The organism is Paenibacillus sp. P13VS, from assembly GCF_015143645.1.
In the GTDB taxonomy this organism is placed as follows: Bacteria; Bacillota; Bacilli; order Paenibacillales; family Paenibacillaceae; genus Paenibacillus; species Paenibacillus xylanilyticus_A.
Map to the genome: position 1 here is coordinate 712659 of NZ_WYEV01000002.1, position 16488 is coordinate 729146.

Consider the following 16488-nt stretch of genomic DNA (forward strand, 5'->3'; position numbering starts at 1 on the left):
CTCCCATAAAATTAGTACTTTAACGGACTGAGCTGCCAAAAACGAGTGTATTACTTAACAACCGCCCTGGTGAAGTCAACATCTTGCCACCTGCATACAAGCCCGAGGAAGCTCCGCCATCCAGGTTCATGGCCTGCTTGGCACCAAGCTTCTGCATGACTGCCGCCCATTCCTTAATGGTGGCTCCCGACACAGTTGCAAGCATTACTGAACCGTCACCCATGATGGCAATCCCGCTTCTGGCACCAGAGGCATTCAGAATCTTGGTATCCTTGAATCCTTCGCTGGTTGGGTTCACGGCGACTTTACCGTCTTTCACAAGACGAGGACCAGCACCAACAGCAGTTACTACGTCTTCCCAAGGAATCTCTTTGCCTGATGCATTGGTATATTTGTAGTTCATTTCTACAGTCGAACCCACAGAGAAGCGATCTGCAGTAGATTTCTGATTGCCCGTAAAGACCAATACCGATCCATTCTTCGGAATCGCTACATTGTTATTGGCTACTTTTTTGGTGACAATCCCTTTCTCCATCACAACTGCAGTACCACCCTTGAATCCAACTTTGGGGCCGCGCTCCGGAGTATAGAGCATTGATATGCTCGCATTCGCAGAAGGTGTACGGTTAATGAATGTTGCGTACCAGCTGCGTGACTTACCTGCTGAATCGGTAACTTTACCTGTAAGACTTACCTGAAGTGAATCCATCATTGCTGTTCCATCTTCCTTGAAACCTATCGTTGTTCCGTATCGTCCAATATGTATGACTTTTCCATTTGCTATTAACATGCCATAAGGATCTGGTGCTCCGTTATACGCTTCAAAAAATGCCCCGTTAATGGCTGCTTGAGCACCATATGATTTTACAATGGACGGCAATGTTGCCGTTTGTCCTACCTGTTTCTTGGCTAATCCTACAGTCACCGGTGTTCCTTTGGGAATGCTTACCGTTTGTACGGTGAAATTTCGTCCTGCTGCTTTTACTTTCTGTACTTTGGTGCTTATTGCCGCTTTTGCATCAGCTATTTGCGGAGCGCTTACTGCGCCTGATAGTAATACCGGCAAAGCCAGGACGAGGGCCATAGCCCCTGTCCACCACTTTCTACCGGCACGTTTGGTCTGCATGTTGCTCACCCTATTGCCACTCCCATCCAAGAGCCCAGGCTCTTCATCTCAAGTTGTTCGAACTTGTCCATCACCGTATCCGGATCAAGACGCAATTCACATACATCCAGTGCGCAGGCTACCGGAACAGCGCAGTGAATCTCTGCCAGTTTACGGGACAGATGCAGCATGTCGAGATCATTCTCGATTTTTTTACGTACCGATGGCGTGAGTTTATCCAAATTATCCAGAATACCCTCAATGGTGCCATATTCCTGTACGAGTTTTAGAGCTGTTTTCTCACCGATTCCACGTACTCCAGGGTAATTGTCACTTGCATCTCCCATCAGACCTTTCATATCAATGATTTGACGAGGAGTCAACTGCTTCTCTGCCATGAGAGATTCAGGCGTATACACCATGTAGTTGCCGTGGCCTTTTTTCATAATAATAATGCTTGTCCGGTCATTAATCAGCTGCAGCATATCATGGTCGCCGGTCAGCACCATCACGTTCATATCCGTCTGCTCCGTATAATACTTGGCCAGTGTACCGATGCAGTCATCGGCTTCATACCCTTCCGCTCCAATATTCGGAATACCCAGGCTGTCCATGACTTCACGGATCAATGCAAACTGGGGAATCAGATCATTCGGTGCTTCAGGACGATTGCCTTTGTATGCCGCGTACTCTTCACCGCGAAACGTCTTGCCACCCATATCCCAGCAGCATACCACATGACTTGGTCCGAAAGTCTGAACCGCATCCCAGAAATAACGGATAAATCCGTATACCGCGTTGGTTGGCAAGCCTGCCTTTGTCCGTCTGATATATCCGCTTGCAGATGTCGCATAAAATGCACGGAACAACACCGCCATACCGTCTACCAGCAACAAAGTAGGTTCATTACGTTGATTCACTTGATTTTGTTCTCTCCTATCTGTATATAGCAAATAAAATATCGAAACTAATTCTATCATTATAGCATAGTTCCGCCAAGGATCGTTCAGCCAAAAAAGCCCTGAATGTTGAACATTTCAGGGCTACTAATCGGCTTCATTTATGAATGGACAGACACGTTACTCAGCCTATTGCTAAACGTTGTTCCATTGCTGTTCATACGTCTCTTCCTTGAATCCTACGGTCACCTGCTCCCCATCTGTCACGATGGGACGCTTAATCAGACGGCCATTGGAGGCAAGCAGACGAATCTGTTCTTCAGCAGACATGCCAGGCAGCTTGTCCTTCAACTGCTGCTCCTTGTACACTTCTCCACTTGTATTGAAAAACTTCTTCACTTCAAGTCCGCTCTTCTGAATGAGCTCGGTTAATTCGGCCTCAGTTGGGGGTGTGTCAAAAATGGGGATTAACTCCAGCTCATGGCCTTGAGCTTCAAGCCATTTTACTGCTTTGCGGCAAGTTCCGCATTTTGCATACTGGTATACTTTCAGTTTACTCATGACAATTTCCTCCTAAAATGCTCCGGTTTTGATTTATCTCTTCCCTTGGTTTGCTTCGCAAATCCAAAAGTCGAGCTAAATCAATACCATCGCCATAAGTTTAAATCGATTTCAAAAAAACATGGAACAAGGAGTGTCTGCTCCTCGGATCACAGCTGCACCTTAATTGGATTCACAAAGGGTAATTCGGGCCCCTACAGCTCTTCCCTTGGCTTCGCCTCGTTATCTAAACGTTTCTCCAGCTCAGCCATATCTGAAGGAAGGGGTGCATGGAACGTCATGCGTTCCTGTGTAAGTGGGTGAACAAACGATAGCTCACAGGCATGCAATGCCTGGCGATCGATCCACAAATCCCGTTCTTCCCGCAAGACAGCTGTCTGTTCGTCAATCTCGTCCTCAGGTAGTGTCTTATACATTCGGTCCCCGATCAACGGACATCCGATAGAAGTCATATGTACACGAATCTGATGAGTTCTGCCACTCTCCAGCTTCAGGCTGACTGCACTAGCAGTTCCTCCGTCCCACCGGGTTACCGTGCTGTACAACGTTCTTGCTGCATAGCCGTCAGGTGTAACAATACGGCGATGAGGCTCCTCCGGATCACGATCAATAGCGCCATCAACGGACCCCTGTTCAGGGGAAGGACTCCCATGCACAAACGCAATGTATTTTTTATCTACGGTTCCTGCGATCATTTGTTCAGACACATGCTGATGCACATATGGATTTTTGGCAATAGCCAGCACCCCGGAAGTTTCCTGATCCAGACGATGAATAGGTCTAAACCGGAAAAGCTCTCCCTTGGACTTCCAGTAATGAACAACACCATTCGCCAACGTTCCTGTATAGTGTCCATGTGTCGGATGCACAATTATGCCGGCATCCTTGTTAACAATAAGCAAATGTTCATCTTCATACAAAATGGAAAAAGGAATGGATTCCGGCAAAATGTCATCCGATTCCTCCTGTTCCATCCGAATCTCCACGATATCTCCAGCCGATACCTTCACGCTGATATACACGCGTTCTCCATTTAACATAATTCCCTGCTCCGTGATCTTCAGCCTGGACAAGAGCTTGCGCGATACCTGCAGCCGCCGCTGAAGCACGGTTTTCAGCAGCCAGCCATCTTCATGTTCGGGAACGGTGTAGACAATCGGCGAATAATAGCCGCTCATTCTTTGCGGCGGAACACTTTTTTGCTCCGTACATATTCAATATCCGACACCTGCTGTCTGGCATTGGCGGTCCGTGCTACAACGAAGAAATAATCAGACAGACGGTTCAAGTAACGGCGTACCGAAGGATTAATATCTGTATGCTGTCCCAATGTTACCGTGCGGCGCTCTGCACGGCGGCATACCGTACGGCACACATGAAGCGCTGAAGACAGCGGGCTGCCTCCCGGGATAATGAACCGTTCCACTTTCGGGTTCTCCGCGTCATACTGATCAATCCATTGTTCAAGCCGGGTGACCATGTCATCCCGCACTTTGTATTTGGTTTCGCTGATTTTCACAAACGCCAGGTCCGACCCACAATCAAACAATTCTTGCTGAACCTCCAGCAAATGTTCGCGCAAATCCTCGAATTTCCCCTCTGTATCATCGATCTGACTGATTGCCTGGCCGACAAAACAATTCAGCTCATCGATGGTACCGTAAGCTTCAACGCGGTCGTCATCTTTGATCACCCGTCCTCCGATGACCGAAGTTTGCCCTTCATCACCTGTTCGTGTATAGATGCCCATTTGCAATCCCTCCAAATGTTTAATTTCATTCACATGGCAAAACATCGGTTAATACTTAATATGCCTGCCCTTCTAATCTCAACTTAACCAGTATACTTGACCTCTGCTTGATACGGAAATGCATTTTTTTCAGAAACCGCTTGTACCCTTTGCACGTATATATGAATTGGCGTGCTCTGCCCGAGTATACGTCAAATTCAGGTAAATCAAAAGTAGAGGAGACGATTATGCAAAACTGGATAACCGATTTCATGGAACAATACGGCTACATAGGGATCGCACTCATTATTGCGCTCGAAAACGTATTTCCTCCCATTCCTTCGGAGATTATTTTGCCTTTTGGCGGATTTATGACGACGTACACCAGCCTCACTCTTCCAGGTGTTATCATTGCGGCTACCATCGGTTCTGTGCTGGGTGCAGTGATTCTCTATGGAATCGGATTGCTGATTGATGTAGAGCGTCTGGAGAAAATTGTAGATCGCTGGGGACATATTCTGCGAATCAAAAAAGAAGATATCCACCGTGTTGATGCATGGTTTGACAAATATGGAATGTGGACGGTACTATTCTGCCGCATGGTGCCACTTGTTCGCAGTCTCATCTCCATTCCAGCAGGCATGTCCAATATGAAATTCGGTTTGTTCGTCCTCTTCACCACCATCGGGACACTCGCCTGGAACATTATTTTGGTCTTGGTTGGGGCTGCGCTTGGCGCTTCTTGGGAAAATATTTTGCACTTTATGGACGTCTATTCACTGGTGGTATATGCGCTGCTCGCCATTATCGTGGTTGGTTGCGTGATCTGGTGGATCAGACGTATGAAAAAAAGCAAATAGAAATCGCGTCTTATGCAACTGAATTGTAATCATAATCATATATTACTCCATATAAATAAGCCTCCGTACCACAGGTTGTGGTTATGGAGGCTTTTGTTTACCTGGCTTCTTGACCTACTATACTCAGGAATCGTGGTACCGCACTTCTCGCTTCTTCAGATCAATGGCTAGTCCCGATACCACCATGTACATGCGTTCCGAGTGAGACTGCAGTGCACGATTCACCGAAGCCATCCTTGCGGCAAAAATACGCTCCTCTTCCGATGGATACAGGGAACCCTGCATTTCATTGGTAACGACCAGCAACTTGCCCTGATAAGATAGTAAGGCATCAAGCAGCTGTTGTGTATGTACGCGTTGTTGATCAAGATCATCCGTTGCTCTAAATCCGGCAGCCATCCACGAAGTCAGACTGTCCACTATGACAATTCGCTGATCAGCCAGAAACAGATTCGATTCCCGATTGATCTGATGAATGACTTCCGTCAGGTGATGGCCATTTCCGGCTGAAATGGCTCGATAATGAGCGGATGGCAGTTCCGGAATCACCGGATCATGATCGCCTGTGGATAAATAGATTCCTTCCCGGCTGATTTGAGCTGCATAACCTAGGGCAAACCGGGTTTTACCACTCCCTATCCCGCCAGTGACCGTAATCAGCAATCCGCTCCCCTCCTTCAGTTACCATACTTATACGCTATTCTGTCAGCGCCTTCAGCACTTTTTTGGATTCTTCAACATTGGCAGCCGATAGCGGAATGGTAGCAAACAGATTTTGGGCGGCATATTCCACATCCTTAAACATCTGCATATCTTCGAGTGGGATGCCATAGAGATGGGTTTCTTGCTTCATATCGGTGCCATCGTCTCCCTGACCATCCTCAACTAACACTCCGCCCTCAAATACACCACGCTTATATTTCTCAGGATCAAATGTATCATCCAGCGGAATATTGGAACCATTGCTTCCGTATTGTTTCATATCTGCCTCGGGCAGAATGAAAATATCATGACTGCCTGCAGCGTATTCTACCATAATCTTCTGTACATCATACATGGCGCTTGTAATGACTTCCACTTTAGGTTCCTCACCCAGTTTCTGCTGCAGATTGGCCTGTAACTGTTCTCCGATTACGGATGGATTACCTTGATTATCAATGATAAAAATGGTAAATCCGTCTTTACCACCACATCCAGCGAGCAGAAAAATCAATGATACGAGTGCGGTTAGCCCCCAAAATCTCTTCATTCCAGTTCCCCCTTTAGTCTCCTTAGTACAATATATCACAATTGTTCCACGCAAAAAAATAGCCCTTACAAATAAGAGATTTCTTAACCCATCAAAAAAGAAGACCCCTAAGGGCCTCCTTTAACATAAATATGGGTAACGTTTTCGTAAGTATCAATTTACCTGCCTTTTATCGGGTTAGCTTTCATATATTCATTGATCTTCAGATCCAATAAACTGCTGATTTCAATCACAATCTCTGAAGTAAAGGATTTCTCCTCCATAAAAATCTGTTCCATCTTGCGACGAAGCATGTGGATCTCATCTTCCAAGGAAATGTCATGCAAAGATTCGTGATCTGGTCTCACCGACCATCGGTCGCCTTGATCGCCTTCAGCCAGGTACTGCCCACGATTAGTCGGTAAATCATATTCTACACAAAACAATGCTAACCCCTCCTTGGAAAATTAGTTTCCAAATATATGAAAAACATATTTCAAATTGAAATTATATCACAATATTTAGTAAAAGAAAGTTATTTTTTTCTAAGTTGCAAAATGTCCACATTTTCGAAAACACCCTACTTCTTATTAACCCTCTTTTTGCAGTTTGTAAACAAAATTTCCGATTCGTTCCAAAGCTTCATTCAATTGGGTCACTGAAGTGGCGTAAGAACAGCGCAAGAAGCCTTCTCCCTGTGGGCCAAACACGTTACCAGGAACAGCAGCAACTTTATTTTCGGTCAGGAGACGTTCGGCAAAAAGATCAGAGTTCAGGCCCGTACTTTGAATACTCGGGAATGCATAGAAGGCTCCCTGAGGTTCATGGCAATCCAGGCCGATGTCACGGAATCCCTGTACGATAAGACGTCTGCGCTGATTATAGGATTCGACCATGCGGTCTTTCTCTCCCAGTCCATTCGTTAACGCCTCAAGTGCTGCGACCTGTCCCATCGCTGGAGCACACATTACGGTATACTGGTGGATTTTCAACATGGCTGCGATAAGTTCCGGATGACCGCACATGTAACCAATCCGCCAACCCGTCATGGCAAAAGCTTTGGAGAAGCCGCTCACAAGAATCGTGCGCTCCTTCATATCCGGGATCGAAGCGAAGCTGACATGTTTTTGAGTATACGTCAGTTCTGCATAGATTTCGTCAGCAATGACGATCAGGTCATGCTTTTTGATGACTTCTGCAATAGGCAACCAGTCTTCGTACGTCATAATCGCACCGGTCGGATTGCTTGGATAACACAAAATCACCACTTTGGACTTCGGTGTGATCGATGCTTCCAGTGACTCCGCAGTCAATTTGAATTGGTCCTTGGCATACGTTTCGACACCCACAGGAACCCCTCCGCCAATTGAAGCAATTGGTGAATAGGCTACATACGAAGGCTCCGGAATGAGAATCTCATCTCCTGGTACAATTAATGCACGTAGAGCAAGGTCAATCGCCTCACTACCGCCAACCGTAACGATAATTTCATCCTTGGGATCGTACTTGGTATCAAATTGAGTATCCAGATAATGACTGATGGCTTCTCTCAATTTGGGCATTCCCGCATTGGATGTATAACTTGTCATACCTCTCTCGAGGGAGTATACGCAAGCTTCACGCATATGCCAAGGCGTTACAAAGTCAGGTTCTCCGACACCGAGAGTAATGATATCCTTGTTGTCACCAACCAGGTCGAAAAACTTCCGAATCCCGGATGGGGGTATCTGCTGAACCAGAGGTGCCAGATACGAGGTCATCTTCTTGTTGTTCCCTGTTGTCTGTTCATTCACTATCATGACACATCTTCCTTTACGGCGAGATCATGAGACGGTTATCTTCCTGATGGTCTTCAAAAATGATCCCGTCCTGTTTATATTTTTTAAGAATAAAATTGGTTTTGGTCGAAAGCACAGAATCAATTGGAGACAGCTTCTCTGATACAAAGTTAGCGACTTCACGCAGGTTGCCACCTTCTACTTCTACGAGCAGATCGTATGCACCTGACATGAGATAGACGGATTTCACTTGTGGATACAAATAAATGCGTTCGGCGATACCCTCAAAACCACGACCGCGTTCCGGTGTGATCTGTACTTCAATCAGGGCTGTCACTTTCTCATCGTCGATTTTGCTCCAGTTAACCACCGTGGCATACTTTACAATAACGTGGTCCTGTTCGAGCTGGGCCACAGCGTTCTTGATCTTGTCTTCAGACTCCCCAAGCAGTGTAGACAGCAGCGCCGGAGTCCTTCTTGCGTCTTCCTTCAGCAGATCCAGAACTTTTAATTGCAGATCGTTCAAATCTTTCATGACTTTCCCTCCAGCGTCATCCAGGTTCCTGAAAATGAATTAATACTTATATTACATGAATTTAACGTCTGTGCAAAGCTAAAAACCGCCTGCCCTCAATTCAGGCAAGCGGTGGTATGGTCTGGACAATCTATGCTTCAATCCTTATTCCTAAGGTTGTGCTTCAACCTGTTCGCAAAAAGGTTACATGTAATAAGGGTTACCGTAATTCGGTTGATGCTGAGGCACATTAGGCGCCTGGCTATATGGACTGGAAAGGGTATTCTTTTCCTGAATGAACTGATGACATTTCTGCTGCGTTTGTTGTGCAGATTGGATCGATTTGTCCAGCTCGCTCCGAGAGGCTTTGGAAGAAGCAGAATACATGTTGTTCTGCTGCATCAGGTTAAACAGCTCTCCTTGCAATCTAAGGGTATCGTTCGTCAGATCTGTAAACATTCTGCGGGTAACAGGGCAGGAAGATTCAGTCGTTGCTGTAGTATATTCACGGGAAGTTCGTCTTAAATCTGCAAGAATCGACTTCAGCAGATCCTGCTCCTGCATAAAATTTCCACCAGATGACAAAGATTGAGAGTACACGCGGTTTCCTCCTATACATTTAAAATATCTTGGACTACCTAAGACTGTGTTGGTGCAAGGGACTGATGCTGCTGAAGGGCATGGACGAGTGTGTTCAGATGCTGTTCATGTGAGCGTACATACTGATTCAGAGCTTGCTGGATTTGCGGGTTATGTGTGATGGAAGCTGTTGCTGCACACTGTTTGATCAGCATTTCTTCATTGGAGATCGAATCCGCAATGTAGTTCAGTTCCTTGGGGCTAAGCGCCTGCATCTGCGTATTTTGCATGTGCTTTTTTCCTCCTTAACCTAAAGTTTATGCGAATTTATTGTTACCTTGTCCTGCAAAAGTATACTTATTTAACAATCCAAACCGAGGTGATTCATAATGGAACTTATTAATGGCAATACATTCTGGCCAACTACATTCACATCCTCATACAGTTATCCTGTTCTAGAAGGCGAGATCTCCTGTGACTGTCTCATTATCGGTGGTGGTATGGGAGGAGCATTGTCCGCCAAACTATTAACCGAGAGAGGTGTGCGTACAGTCGTTATTGATAAAAGAGAAATCGGTCATGGGAGCAGTATGGCAAACACCGGACTACTTCAATATTCCAACGACAAAACGCTTACCTCCTGTATCAATACCTTTGGTGAACAACGTGGGGTACGCTTTTATGAACTGTGCCGTACTGCCATGAAGAAATTAGAAGAGACGGCTTCGAGTCTAGATCTTGATCCATGGTATATTCCTCGTAACAGTTTGTACTGTGCAAGCCTTGAAGAAGATGTCGCTCTTCTGGAAGAAGAATACCATACGCTCAAAACCCATGGCTTCGATGTTGAGCTGTGGAACCGGGACAAAATTAGTGCGAACTTCCCATTCAGCAAACCGATGGCACTGTATACCCATGGAGATGCCGAAGTTAACCCTTATAGGCTGGTACACGGCCTGCTGCAGTCTGCTTCAAAAGAAGGAGCCCAAGTGTATGAACGGACGGAGATGATCCATTGTGAATATGGTGAAGAAGGCGTCCTCTGTTACACTCCGAACGGGACAATTCGTGCCAAGCAGGTTATCTTCTCTACCGGTTACGAGACTCAGGAGATCAAAAATGACCGTGGCGCTTATCTGAAGAGCACCTATGCAATTGCAACCAAGCCACTGAAAGATCTTAGCAGCTGGTACAATCACAGCATGATATGGGAAACAGCTCGTCCATATTTATACATGCGCACCACCCCGGATGGCAGAATTATTGCGGGAGGTCTCGATGAGGAAATTCCGCGAGAAGACCAGCGTGCGATTCGGGCCGAGCATAGAGGTGAGGATTTACTTAAAAAGGTATCTAGCTATTTCCCACTTCCGGATCTGGAAATAGACTATGCCTGGGAAGCGGTATTCGGCAGCACCCATGATGGACTTCCGCTGATTGGTCCTCATCCTGAATACCCGAACTGTTACTTTATCGAAGGATATGGGGGCAACGGGACCGTATATAGCATGATTGCTGCATCTCTTATTGCGGATGTGATTACTGGGAGCCATAACGAAGACATGGAACTGTTCTCTCTGACCAGAACCACTAAACCTTCCCCCGTGTAAAATAGAAAAAGGTGCAGATCAGGAGTGGGTTTCCTGATTCTGCACCTTTTTTTTGGTTGTGACCAAACGGATCAGGACGATGGCTTCCCCTGCTCCGTCCCTACTAACATTTTACGCATAAAGAACCAGCCGACCAATGGGAAAACTCCCAAAACCACGATGAGCCAGGTTAACGTACGAAGCGAAGGGCCATTGATTACAATAATGATAAACACGGCAAGACCAGCCAGGCGGCCTGTCATCAGACAGAGCTCCCTTAAAACGACAAGTTCAACCCTTTTCTCCACATTTTCGCCGCTCATGCCCATCAAGTCGAATCCTGCCGCAATCATGGGGAGCATGTATAACGGCATGGCCAGCGCTGAGCCAACCCCCATAATTAAAAGCGTGCCATAGCTTACCTTCCAGATGAGAGGCAGAAGAACGAGAAATAAGATAATTGCCCCCGTCAACATACCTTTTGATCTATAATGTGGTTTAAACCACTTGCCCGCCATCCAATAACTGACCAAAGCTACGGCGGATGTAATTAATGAGAATTGACCCAGCTTATACTCCTGTTCCGTAGCTACATAAACGAGCAATGCAATTAGAAAGGCGAATACACCCTCCCTTACACCTTGAGCAGCCAATCCTAGCCCCAGCGGTCTCCACTCGCTGCCTGATCTTGATAATTGCTGCCAGGGTTCCGACCAGCGGTAGGTGCCGCTTACTTTTCTCTTTTTCAAAAAAAAGCTGAAGACAACGGCAATCACGTATATCACAAGTGACACGGTAAAAATGAGCCGATAACCCGAATTATCCGCCATCTTCGAGATAATCAATCCCGAGAACCAGGGACCAATGATTCCTGTCATGGAGCCCAACAACCCGACCCATCCATTGAACAGGTCCCGGTTCTCCCGGTCTGTTACTTCAAAGTACACCACATTAAAAGCGATCCAGAACAGACCCAGAGCACATCCAAGCAATATGCCGAGTGGCCATATCCAATCTACCGCTCTTGGTCCAGCCCACAGAACAAGCATATAAAAAATGCCAGACAATGCCGTGCCTAGACGCAGCGCACTCATTTTATTATGTTCTTTGACCCATTTACCGGCTAACCAGAATGTCAATCCAAGTGCAAGCTGTTGGCTTACCGTAAACCATCCCAGCATCGCATAGTCCGGACGACTCTTCCATAGATATACATTCAGAAACGTCCCCGACAAAGCTCCGGCTAACACAAACAATCCATTCACGCCCAGAAGCAGAATGGATTGTCGGCCCAGAGATATCTTCATCTGCTCCCTCCTCATTCCGCTTGAAGCCAGCGCATCGCGGCAAGTCTAAGGGTTAACGTACCCCAAGCAGAGGAAAAACATGACGAATCTCAGGAATATTTCATTTTCAGTGAATGGGAATTACTTCTTGGCGCTCAGATTTTGAATCAGGCGCAGACGGTCATCTTCAGACAAACTATATTGAACTTGGAAACAGCCGGAGCAGACATACATTTGAACTGTAAATGGTGCATCCAGCAGGGAATCGGTTCTTGAAACCGCGTTAGCTACAGGAGTAAATGTGTCCTTCGTGGACGTTTGTGTACCTGCGAGAATCATGAATTCACGGCAATGTGGACATTCCGGTACTTCTTCCTGCAGATCCAGCTGTTTCTCCACACCTTCTTCATACAGAATCAGATCATTCCCATCGTCCGCGTATTTGGTTAGTGTTCGCAGCTCAGGCAATTTCAGTTCAACTTCATCTCCCCACAATGCCGCGAGGTCAGTGGTTTGATCGTTGTCCTGAGCATCATCCACATCGTAAATATCACTGACTTCATCTTCATCCTCTTCTTCACCAATGTTGATGTTCAGCGTACGGTAACCCTTCAGTTCATTGTGACAGTACGGACACTCTTCTTCAGGGCCCAATTCCTCATCCCATACAATCTCGGTGTGACACCACGGACATACTGTTGTTTCCAATTGAATCAACCTTTCTTTTATACAATCTTATTGTCAGGTGTTCATGACGTATATGACACCAATAGCAAAAAACACAATGGAAGCCGCAAACAAAATTCGGATCAATATCTTCATGCCAGGTCCCCCTACATGATGCTCGCGCCGATGACAAATGACAACGAGACAGAAATAATCATGGATATCAAGCCTACCGCCCGGTTATCCCGCTCAATTTCCTTGTCAATGGAGAATACCGGTGTCAGAAACTCGAACAAAAAATAAGCAATAAGCAGTAGAGCAAAGCCTACAAACGACCATGTCATGGCTTCATAGACAGAAGATTTGGCCTGTATGCAGAATCGAAGCACATTACAGATCCCGAAAATCTTGCCCCCGGTAGCCATGGCAACAGCCACATTGCCCTTCTTGATCTCATCCCAACATTTGTATTTGGTTACAAGTTCAAAACAAGCCAGAAACACAAGCAGCTCCATTATGGCTACCGAGAAAAAACCGAGTACCATCCCCAAGGGATGAGACAGCAATTGGTCAATCGTCCCTTTCACTCACTGTTCCCCTTCCCTGTTCCACTGCCCCTCTCACCACGCAGTGGAACACCGTTGTTTCAAGGTCCGGCTATTCCAATTCTGCAACCGTTACGCCGTTTCCGCCTTCTCCGTAATTGCCCAGCCGGTAACTTTTAATATGTTTATGCTTACGCAGATAATCCTGAATACCGGAACGCAAAATTCCCGTCCCTTTACCATGAATAATATAGATCTGACCCAAGTTCGCCAGGAAGGCTTCATCGATAAAACGGTCCGTCTCCATCAATGCTTCCTCCAGATTGGTTCCTCGCAGATCCAGTTCACTCTTCACGTTGTCATCACGTGTACGCTTCATGCCAGTAACCGGTTTCTGCTTCGGCTTGGCTTCGGGTGCAGATTGCTTCAGTTCCAGATCATCCAGGGATACTTTCATTTTCATAATCCCCAGCTGTACTACTGCTTCTTTGCTGCCCGATAATTCCACGACATGCCCTTTTTGGTTCAAGCTGTATACGTGCACTTCATCTCCTGGGCCGATCGCCCGGGTTTTAGGTGCTGATCCCGTACGCTTCACTGTCTTTTTACGTCTTTCCGGTTCAGCTTCATCCAGCTGTTTGCGGGCAGCAATCAGCTTATGCTCTTTCACGGATGCGCCTTCCTCCATCGCAAGCTGACGCAGGTCCGCAATAATTTTCTCAGCTTCGGCTCTCGCCTTGTCCACGATGTTACGGGCATCTTCCTCTGCTTTTTCAATCCGGCGCTCACGCTGCTGTTCCAGCTTCTCAAGTTCGGATTGGTGACGGCTCCGCAATTTCTCCATATCCTGACGGAGACGCTCCGCATTTTCCCGTTCCTGCTCGGCTGTAAGCCGGTTTTCTTCCAGGGAAGCAATCATGTGTTCCACACGCTGATCCTCTTCCTTCACTTCGCCACGAGCGTAATCGAGAATGTATCCTGGCAAACCAAGGCGCTCAGCGATCGCAAATGCGTTGCTTCGTCCCGGAACACCGACCAGTAAACGGTAGGTAGGACTTAGCGTATTCACATCAAACTCCATGCTGGCGTTAATGACACCTTTGCGTTCATAAGCATAAGCTTTCAGCTCACTGTAGTGTGTTGTCGCGACCATGCGGCATCCTGTCTGATGCATATGTTCCAGAATGGAGATTGCCAGTGCCGATCCTTCGGCAGGATCCGTTCCTGCACCAAGCTCGTCAAGCAGCACCAGACTTTTGGTAGTCATATTTTTCAGAATCCGGATAATGTTCGTCATATGACTGGAGAACGTACTTAGGTTCTGCTCAATGCTCTGTTCGTCCCCAATATCGGCATATATTGCGTCAAATACACAGAGCTGACTACCATCCTCAGCAGGAACAAACAAGCCGGACATCGCCATGAGGCTTAGTAATCCAATGGTTTTGAGTGTTACGGTTTTACCACCCGTATTCGGCCCTGTCACAATAATGGATGTATAGTCATTGCCCAGTTCAATGTCGGTCGGCACCACATTTTCAATCGCAATCAGCGGGTGACGCCCTTTTTTGAGCTTAATAAACCCACGATCATTCATGCGCGGCAAGGTGGCTTTTAATTCACGGGCATGCCGTGCTTTGGCGAAGATAAAGTCCAGGGAGCCCAGCAAATCGACATCATACAACAGCCACTCACCCTGCTCACTGACAAGTGCTGTCAATTTCTGCAAAATCACTTCAATTTCGCGTTCTTCCCGGATTCGGGTCTCACGCAATTTATTGTTCATCGCTACGATAGACTCTGGTTCAATAAACAGTGTGGCTCCTGAACCGGACTGATCGTGTACAATCCCGCCGAAGTAAGAGCGGTATTCCGCTTTTACCGGGATAACGAATCGGTCTCCACGAATGGTGATCAGTTGATCCTGAAGCATTTTGGATACGGTGGAGGAACGGATCATGGAGTCCAGTTTCTCACGGATTCTGGCTTCTCCCCCGCGCAGTTCACGCCGGATTTGGGCCAAAGTTACACTGGCGCTATCCGCCACTTCTGCATTGTCATCAATACAGACGCGAATCGCGTCTTCCAGTGCTTTTTGCTCCGACAGCTGATCGCTGATAAAGAACAGGGACTCAATCTTCTCATCTTCGTGAAGAGCGGCAATCTGGCGTTTCAGGCGGCGAGCAGCCAAGGTTGTATTGGAAATCCCGAGAAGTTCATGCGGATTCAGGGTTCCTCCAATTTCGGCCCGTTTGACGGATGCCGTGATGTCCACAATGCCTCCAAAAGAAGGTGCCCCTTTCAGACGATCAAAAGTGAAGGCTTCATCGGTTTGCTGGAGCAACCGTTTTACTTCTTCCAATTCACTGATGGGTTCCAGTTGTTCCGCTTTCTTCTTACCCATGGTTGTTTGGGCATAGCTTTGCAATGTATTTAAAATTTTGCGGTATTCCAGTGTGTGTAAAATTTTCGTGTCCAAGTGTACAACTCCTTCCAAACTATATCTGTATTATAACGAAAGAAACTTTACTGCGCTATTTAACGAATCCTTCCACACATAAGTTTTGACATCATGCCGCAAACTACAGGTGTCAGGATTTTGCAACCTCTTCATGTGTGATGGTTCCGTATGCATAATCCGATCTGAACTTAAAGGAGGTAAACACGTTGAACTTCTTGGGACATGTTGTACGTTTTATCATCGCTGCAATCGTATTGATGGTTGTCAGCTGGATCGTTCCCGGATTTGCTGTAGGTGGTTTCTGGAGCGCTCTGCTGCTCGCTCTGGTTATTGCACTGCTCGGTTGGATCATTGAAGGCGTCTTTGGCAAAAGGGTCACTCCTTTTGGCCGTGGAATCGTCGGCTTCATTGTCAGTGCATTGGTGATCTGGCTTGGTCAATATATTGTTGACCATGTCGAAGTTAGTTTGCTTGGCGCTATTCTTGCTGCGTTGGTGATTGGGATTATCGATTTGTTCATTCCGGTATCCACACCTTTTGAAGCAGGACGAAGCTCCAAGAATAACAACTAAGAAGCAGCTAACTAATGCAACTGCATAGCACCTGCGATTCTTCCTTCAACCTCTGATGGCCATATGCCAGATGAGGTTTTTTCATTTCCATAACCGCTCAGCCTTCCTCAAGATTA

At 46.6% G+C, this 16488-nt stretch carries 19 protein-coding genes; 3 read left to right on the forward strand and 16 right to left on the reverse strand.

Annotation, left to right across the window (positions count from 1 at the left end):
- Nucleotides 1-19: 19 nt before the first annotated feature.
- The 5 genes from GUA98_RS04315 to GUA98_RS04335 form a co-directional block, all read right to left on the reverse strand.
- A complete protein-coding gene (locus GUA98_RS04315) occupies nt 20-1126 on the reverse strand; it encodes a phosphodiester glycosidase family protein (RefSeq protein WP_227779417.1) in 1107 nt (368 codons plus the stop codon).
- A gap of 5 nt (nt 1127-1131) precedes the next feature.
- Entirely contained in the window at nt 1132-2025 is an 894-nt protein-coding gene (locus GUA98_RS04320) for a 5'-3' exonuclease (protein ID WP_153977699.1), read from the reverse strand.
- Nucleotides 2026-2199: 174 nt separating this feature from the next.
- Nucleotides 2200-2565 carry an arsenate reductase family protein gene (locus tag GUA98_RS04325; protein ID WP_153977698.1) on the reverse strand — a complete coding sequence of 122 codons (366 nt, stop codon included), beginning with the start codon at nt 2563-2565 and terminating at the stop codon, nt 2200-2202.
- A gap of 194 nt (nt 2566-2759) precedes the next feature.
- Nucleotides 2760-3743, reverse strand: coding sequence for an RluA family pseudouridine synthase (locus GUA98_RS04330; protein ID WP_153977697.1), 984 nt, complete (start codon nt 3741-3743; stop codon nt 2760-2762).
- On the reverse strand, nt 3740-4315 hold the full coding sequence (locus GUA98_RS04335) for a cob(I)yrinic acid a,c-diamide adenosyltransferase (RefSeq protein WP_153977696.1): 576 nt from the start codon (nt 4313-4315) through the stop codon (nt 3740-3742). The genes GUA98_RS04330 and GUA98_RS04335 overlap by 4 nt, the downstream gene beginning before the upstream one ends.
- A 227-nt stretch (nt 4316-4542) precedes the next feature.
- On the opposite strand from GUA98_RS04335, the gene GUA98_RS04340 reads away from it, so the two are divergent.
- Nucleotides 4543-5154, forward strand: a complete 612-nt coding sequence (locus tag GUA98_RS04340; RefSeq protein WP_153977695.1) for a DedA family protein — start codon at nt 4543-4545, stop codon at nt 5152-5154.
- Nucleotides 5155-5277: 123 nt separating this feature from the next.
- Here GUA98_RS04340 and GUA98_RS04345 read toward each other — a convergent pair whose 3' ends face one another.
- The 7 genes from GUA98_RS04345 to GUA98_RS04375 form a co-directional block, all read right to left on the reverse strand.
- A complete protein-coding gene (locus GUA98_RS04345; RefSeq protein ID WP_162009919.1) occupies nt 5278-5817 on the reverse strand; it encodes a bifunctional adenosylcobinamide kinase/adenosylcobinamide-phosphate guanylyltransferase in 540 nt (179 codons plus the stop codon).
- 34 nt (nt 5818-5851) lie between these two features.
- Nucleotides 5852-6403, reverse strand: a complete 552-nt coding sequence (locus GUA98_RS04350) for a hypothetical protein (protein WP_153977693.1) — start codon at nt 6401-6403, stop codon at nt 5852-5854.
- A gap of 158 nt (nt 6404-6561) precedes the next feature.
- On the reverse strand, nt 6562-6783 hold the full coding sequence (locus tag GUA98_RS04355) for an aspartyl-phosphate phosphatase Spo0E family protein (protein WP_307721001.1): 222 nt from the start codon (nt 6781-6783) through the stop codon (nt 6562-6564).
- 189 nt (nt 6784-6972) lie between these two features.
- On the reverse strand, nt 6973-8181 hold the full coding sequence (locus GUA98_RS04360; RefSeq protein WP_153977692.1) for an aminotransferase class I/II-fold pyridoxal phosphate-dependent enzyme: 1209 nt from the start codon (nt 8179-8181) through the stop codon (nt 6973-6975).
- 13 nt (nt 8182-8194) lie between these two features.
- On the reverse strand, nt 8195-8695 hold the full coding sequence (locus tag GUA98_RS04365; protein WP_024628343.1) for an Lrp/AsnC family transcriptional regulator: 501 nt from the start codon (nt 8693-8695) through the stop codon (nt 8195-8197).
- A gap of 183 nt (nt 8696-8878) precedes the next feature.
- Complete coding sequence (locus tag GUA98_RS04370) at nt 8879-9274, reverse strand: spore coat protein (protein WP_095359105.1); 396 nt, start codon at nt 9272-9274, stop codon at nt 8879-8881.
- 38 nt (nt 9275-9312) lie between these two features.
- Entirely contained in the window at nt 9313-9543 is a 231-nt protein-coding gene (locus GUA98_RS04375; RefSeq protein WP_153977691.1) for a hypothetical protein, read from the reverse strand.
- 99 nt (nt 9544-9642) lie between these two features.
- On the opposite strand from GUA98_RS04375, the gene GUA98_RS04380 reads away from it, so the two are divergent.
- Entirely contained in the window at nt 9643-10863 is a 1221-nt protein-coding gene (locus GUA98_RS04380) for an NAD(P)/FAD-dependent oxidoreductase (RefSeq protein ID WP_153977690.1), read from the forward strand.
- 71 nt (nt 10864-10934) lie between these two features.
- Here GUA98_RS04380 and GUA98_RS04385 read toward each other — a convergent pair whose 3' ends face one another.
- The 4 genes from GUA98_RS04385 to GUA98_RS04400 all read right to left on the reverse strand — a co-directional run bounded on the left by GUA98_RS04385 (nt 10935) and on the right by GUA98_RS04400 (nt 15818).
- Entirely contained in the window at nt 10935-12149 is a 1215-nt protein-coding gene (locus GUA98_RS04385; RefSeq protein ID WP_153977689.1) for an MFS transporter, read from the reverse strand.
- Between the two features lie 120 nt (nt 12150-12269).
- Entirely contained in the window at nt 12270-12836 is a 567-nt protein-coding gene (locus GUA98_RS04390; RefSeq protein WP_153977688.1) for a hypothetical protein, read from the reverse strand.
- A 125-nt stretch (nt 12837-12961) separates the two neighbouring features.
- Nucleotides 12962-13339, reverse strand: coding sequence for a DUF350 domain-containing protein (locus GUA98_RS04395; RefSeq protein ID WP_095359229.1), 378 nt, complete (start codon nt 13337-13339; stop codon nt 12962-12964).
- Nucleotides 13340-13451: 112 nt separating this feature from the next.
- Nucleotides 13452-15818: an endonuclease MutS2 gene (locus GUA98_RS04400; RefSeq protein ID WP_193722137.1), complete on the reverse strand. Its 2367-nt coding sequence runs from the start codon at nt 15816-15818 to the stop codon at nt 13452-13454.
- A 188-nt stretch (nt 15819-16006) separates the two neighbouring features.
- On the opposite strand from GUA98_RS04400, the gene GUA98_RS04405 reads away from it, so the two are divergent.
- Nucleotides 16007-16372, forward strand: coding sequence for a phage holin family protein (locus GUA98_RS04405; RefSeq protein ID WP_095288311.1), 366 nt, complete (start codon nt 16007-16009; stop codon nt 16370-16372).
- Nucleotides 16373-16488: the final 116 nt, after the last annotated feature.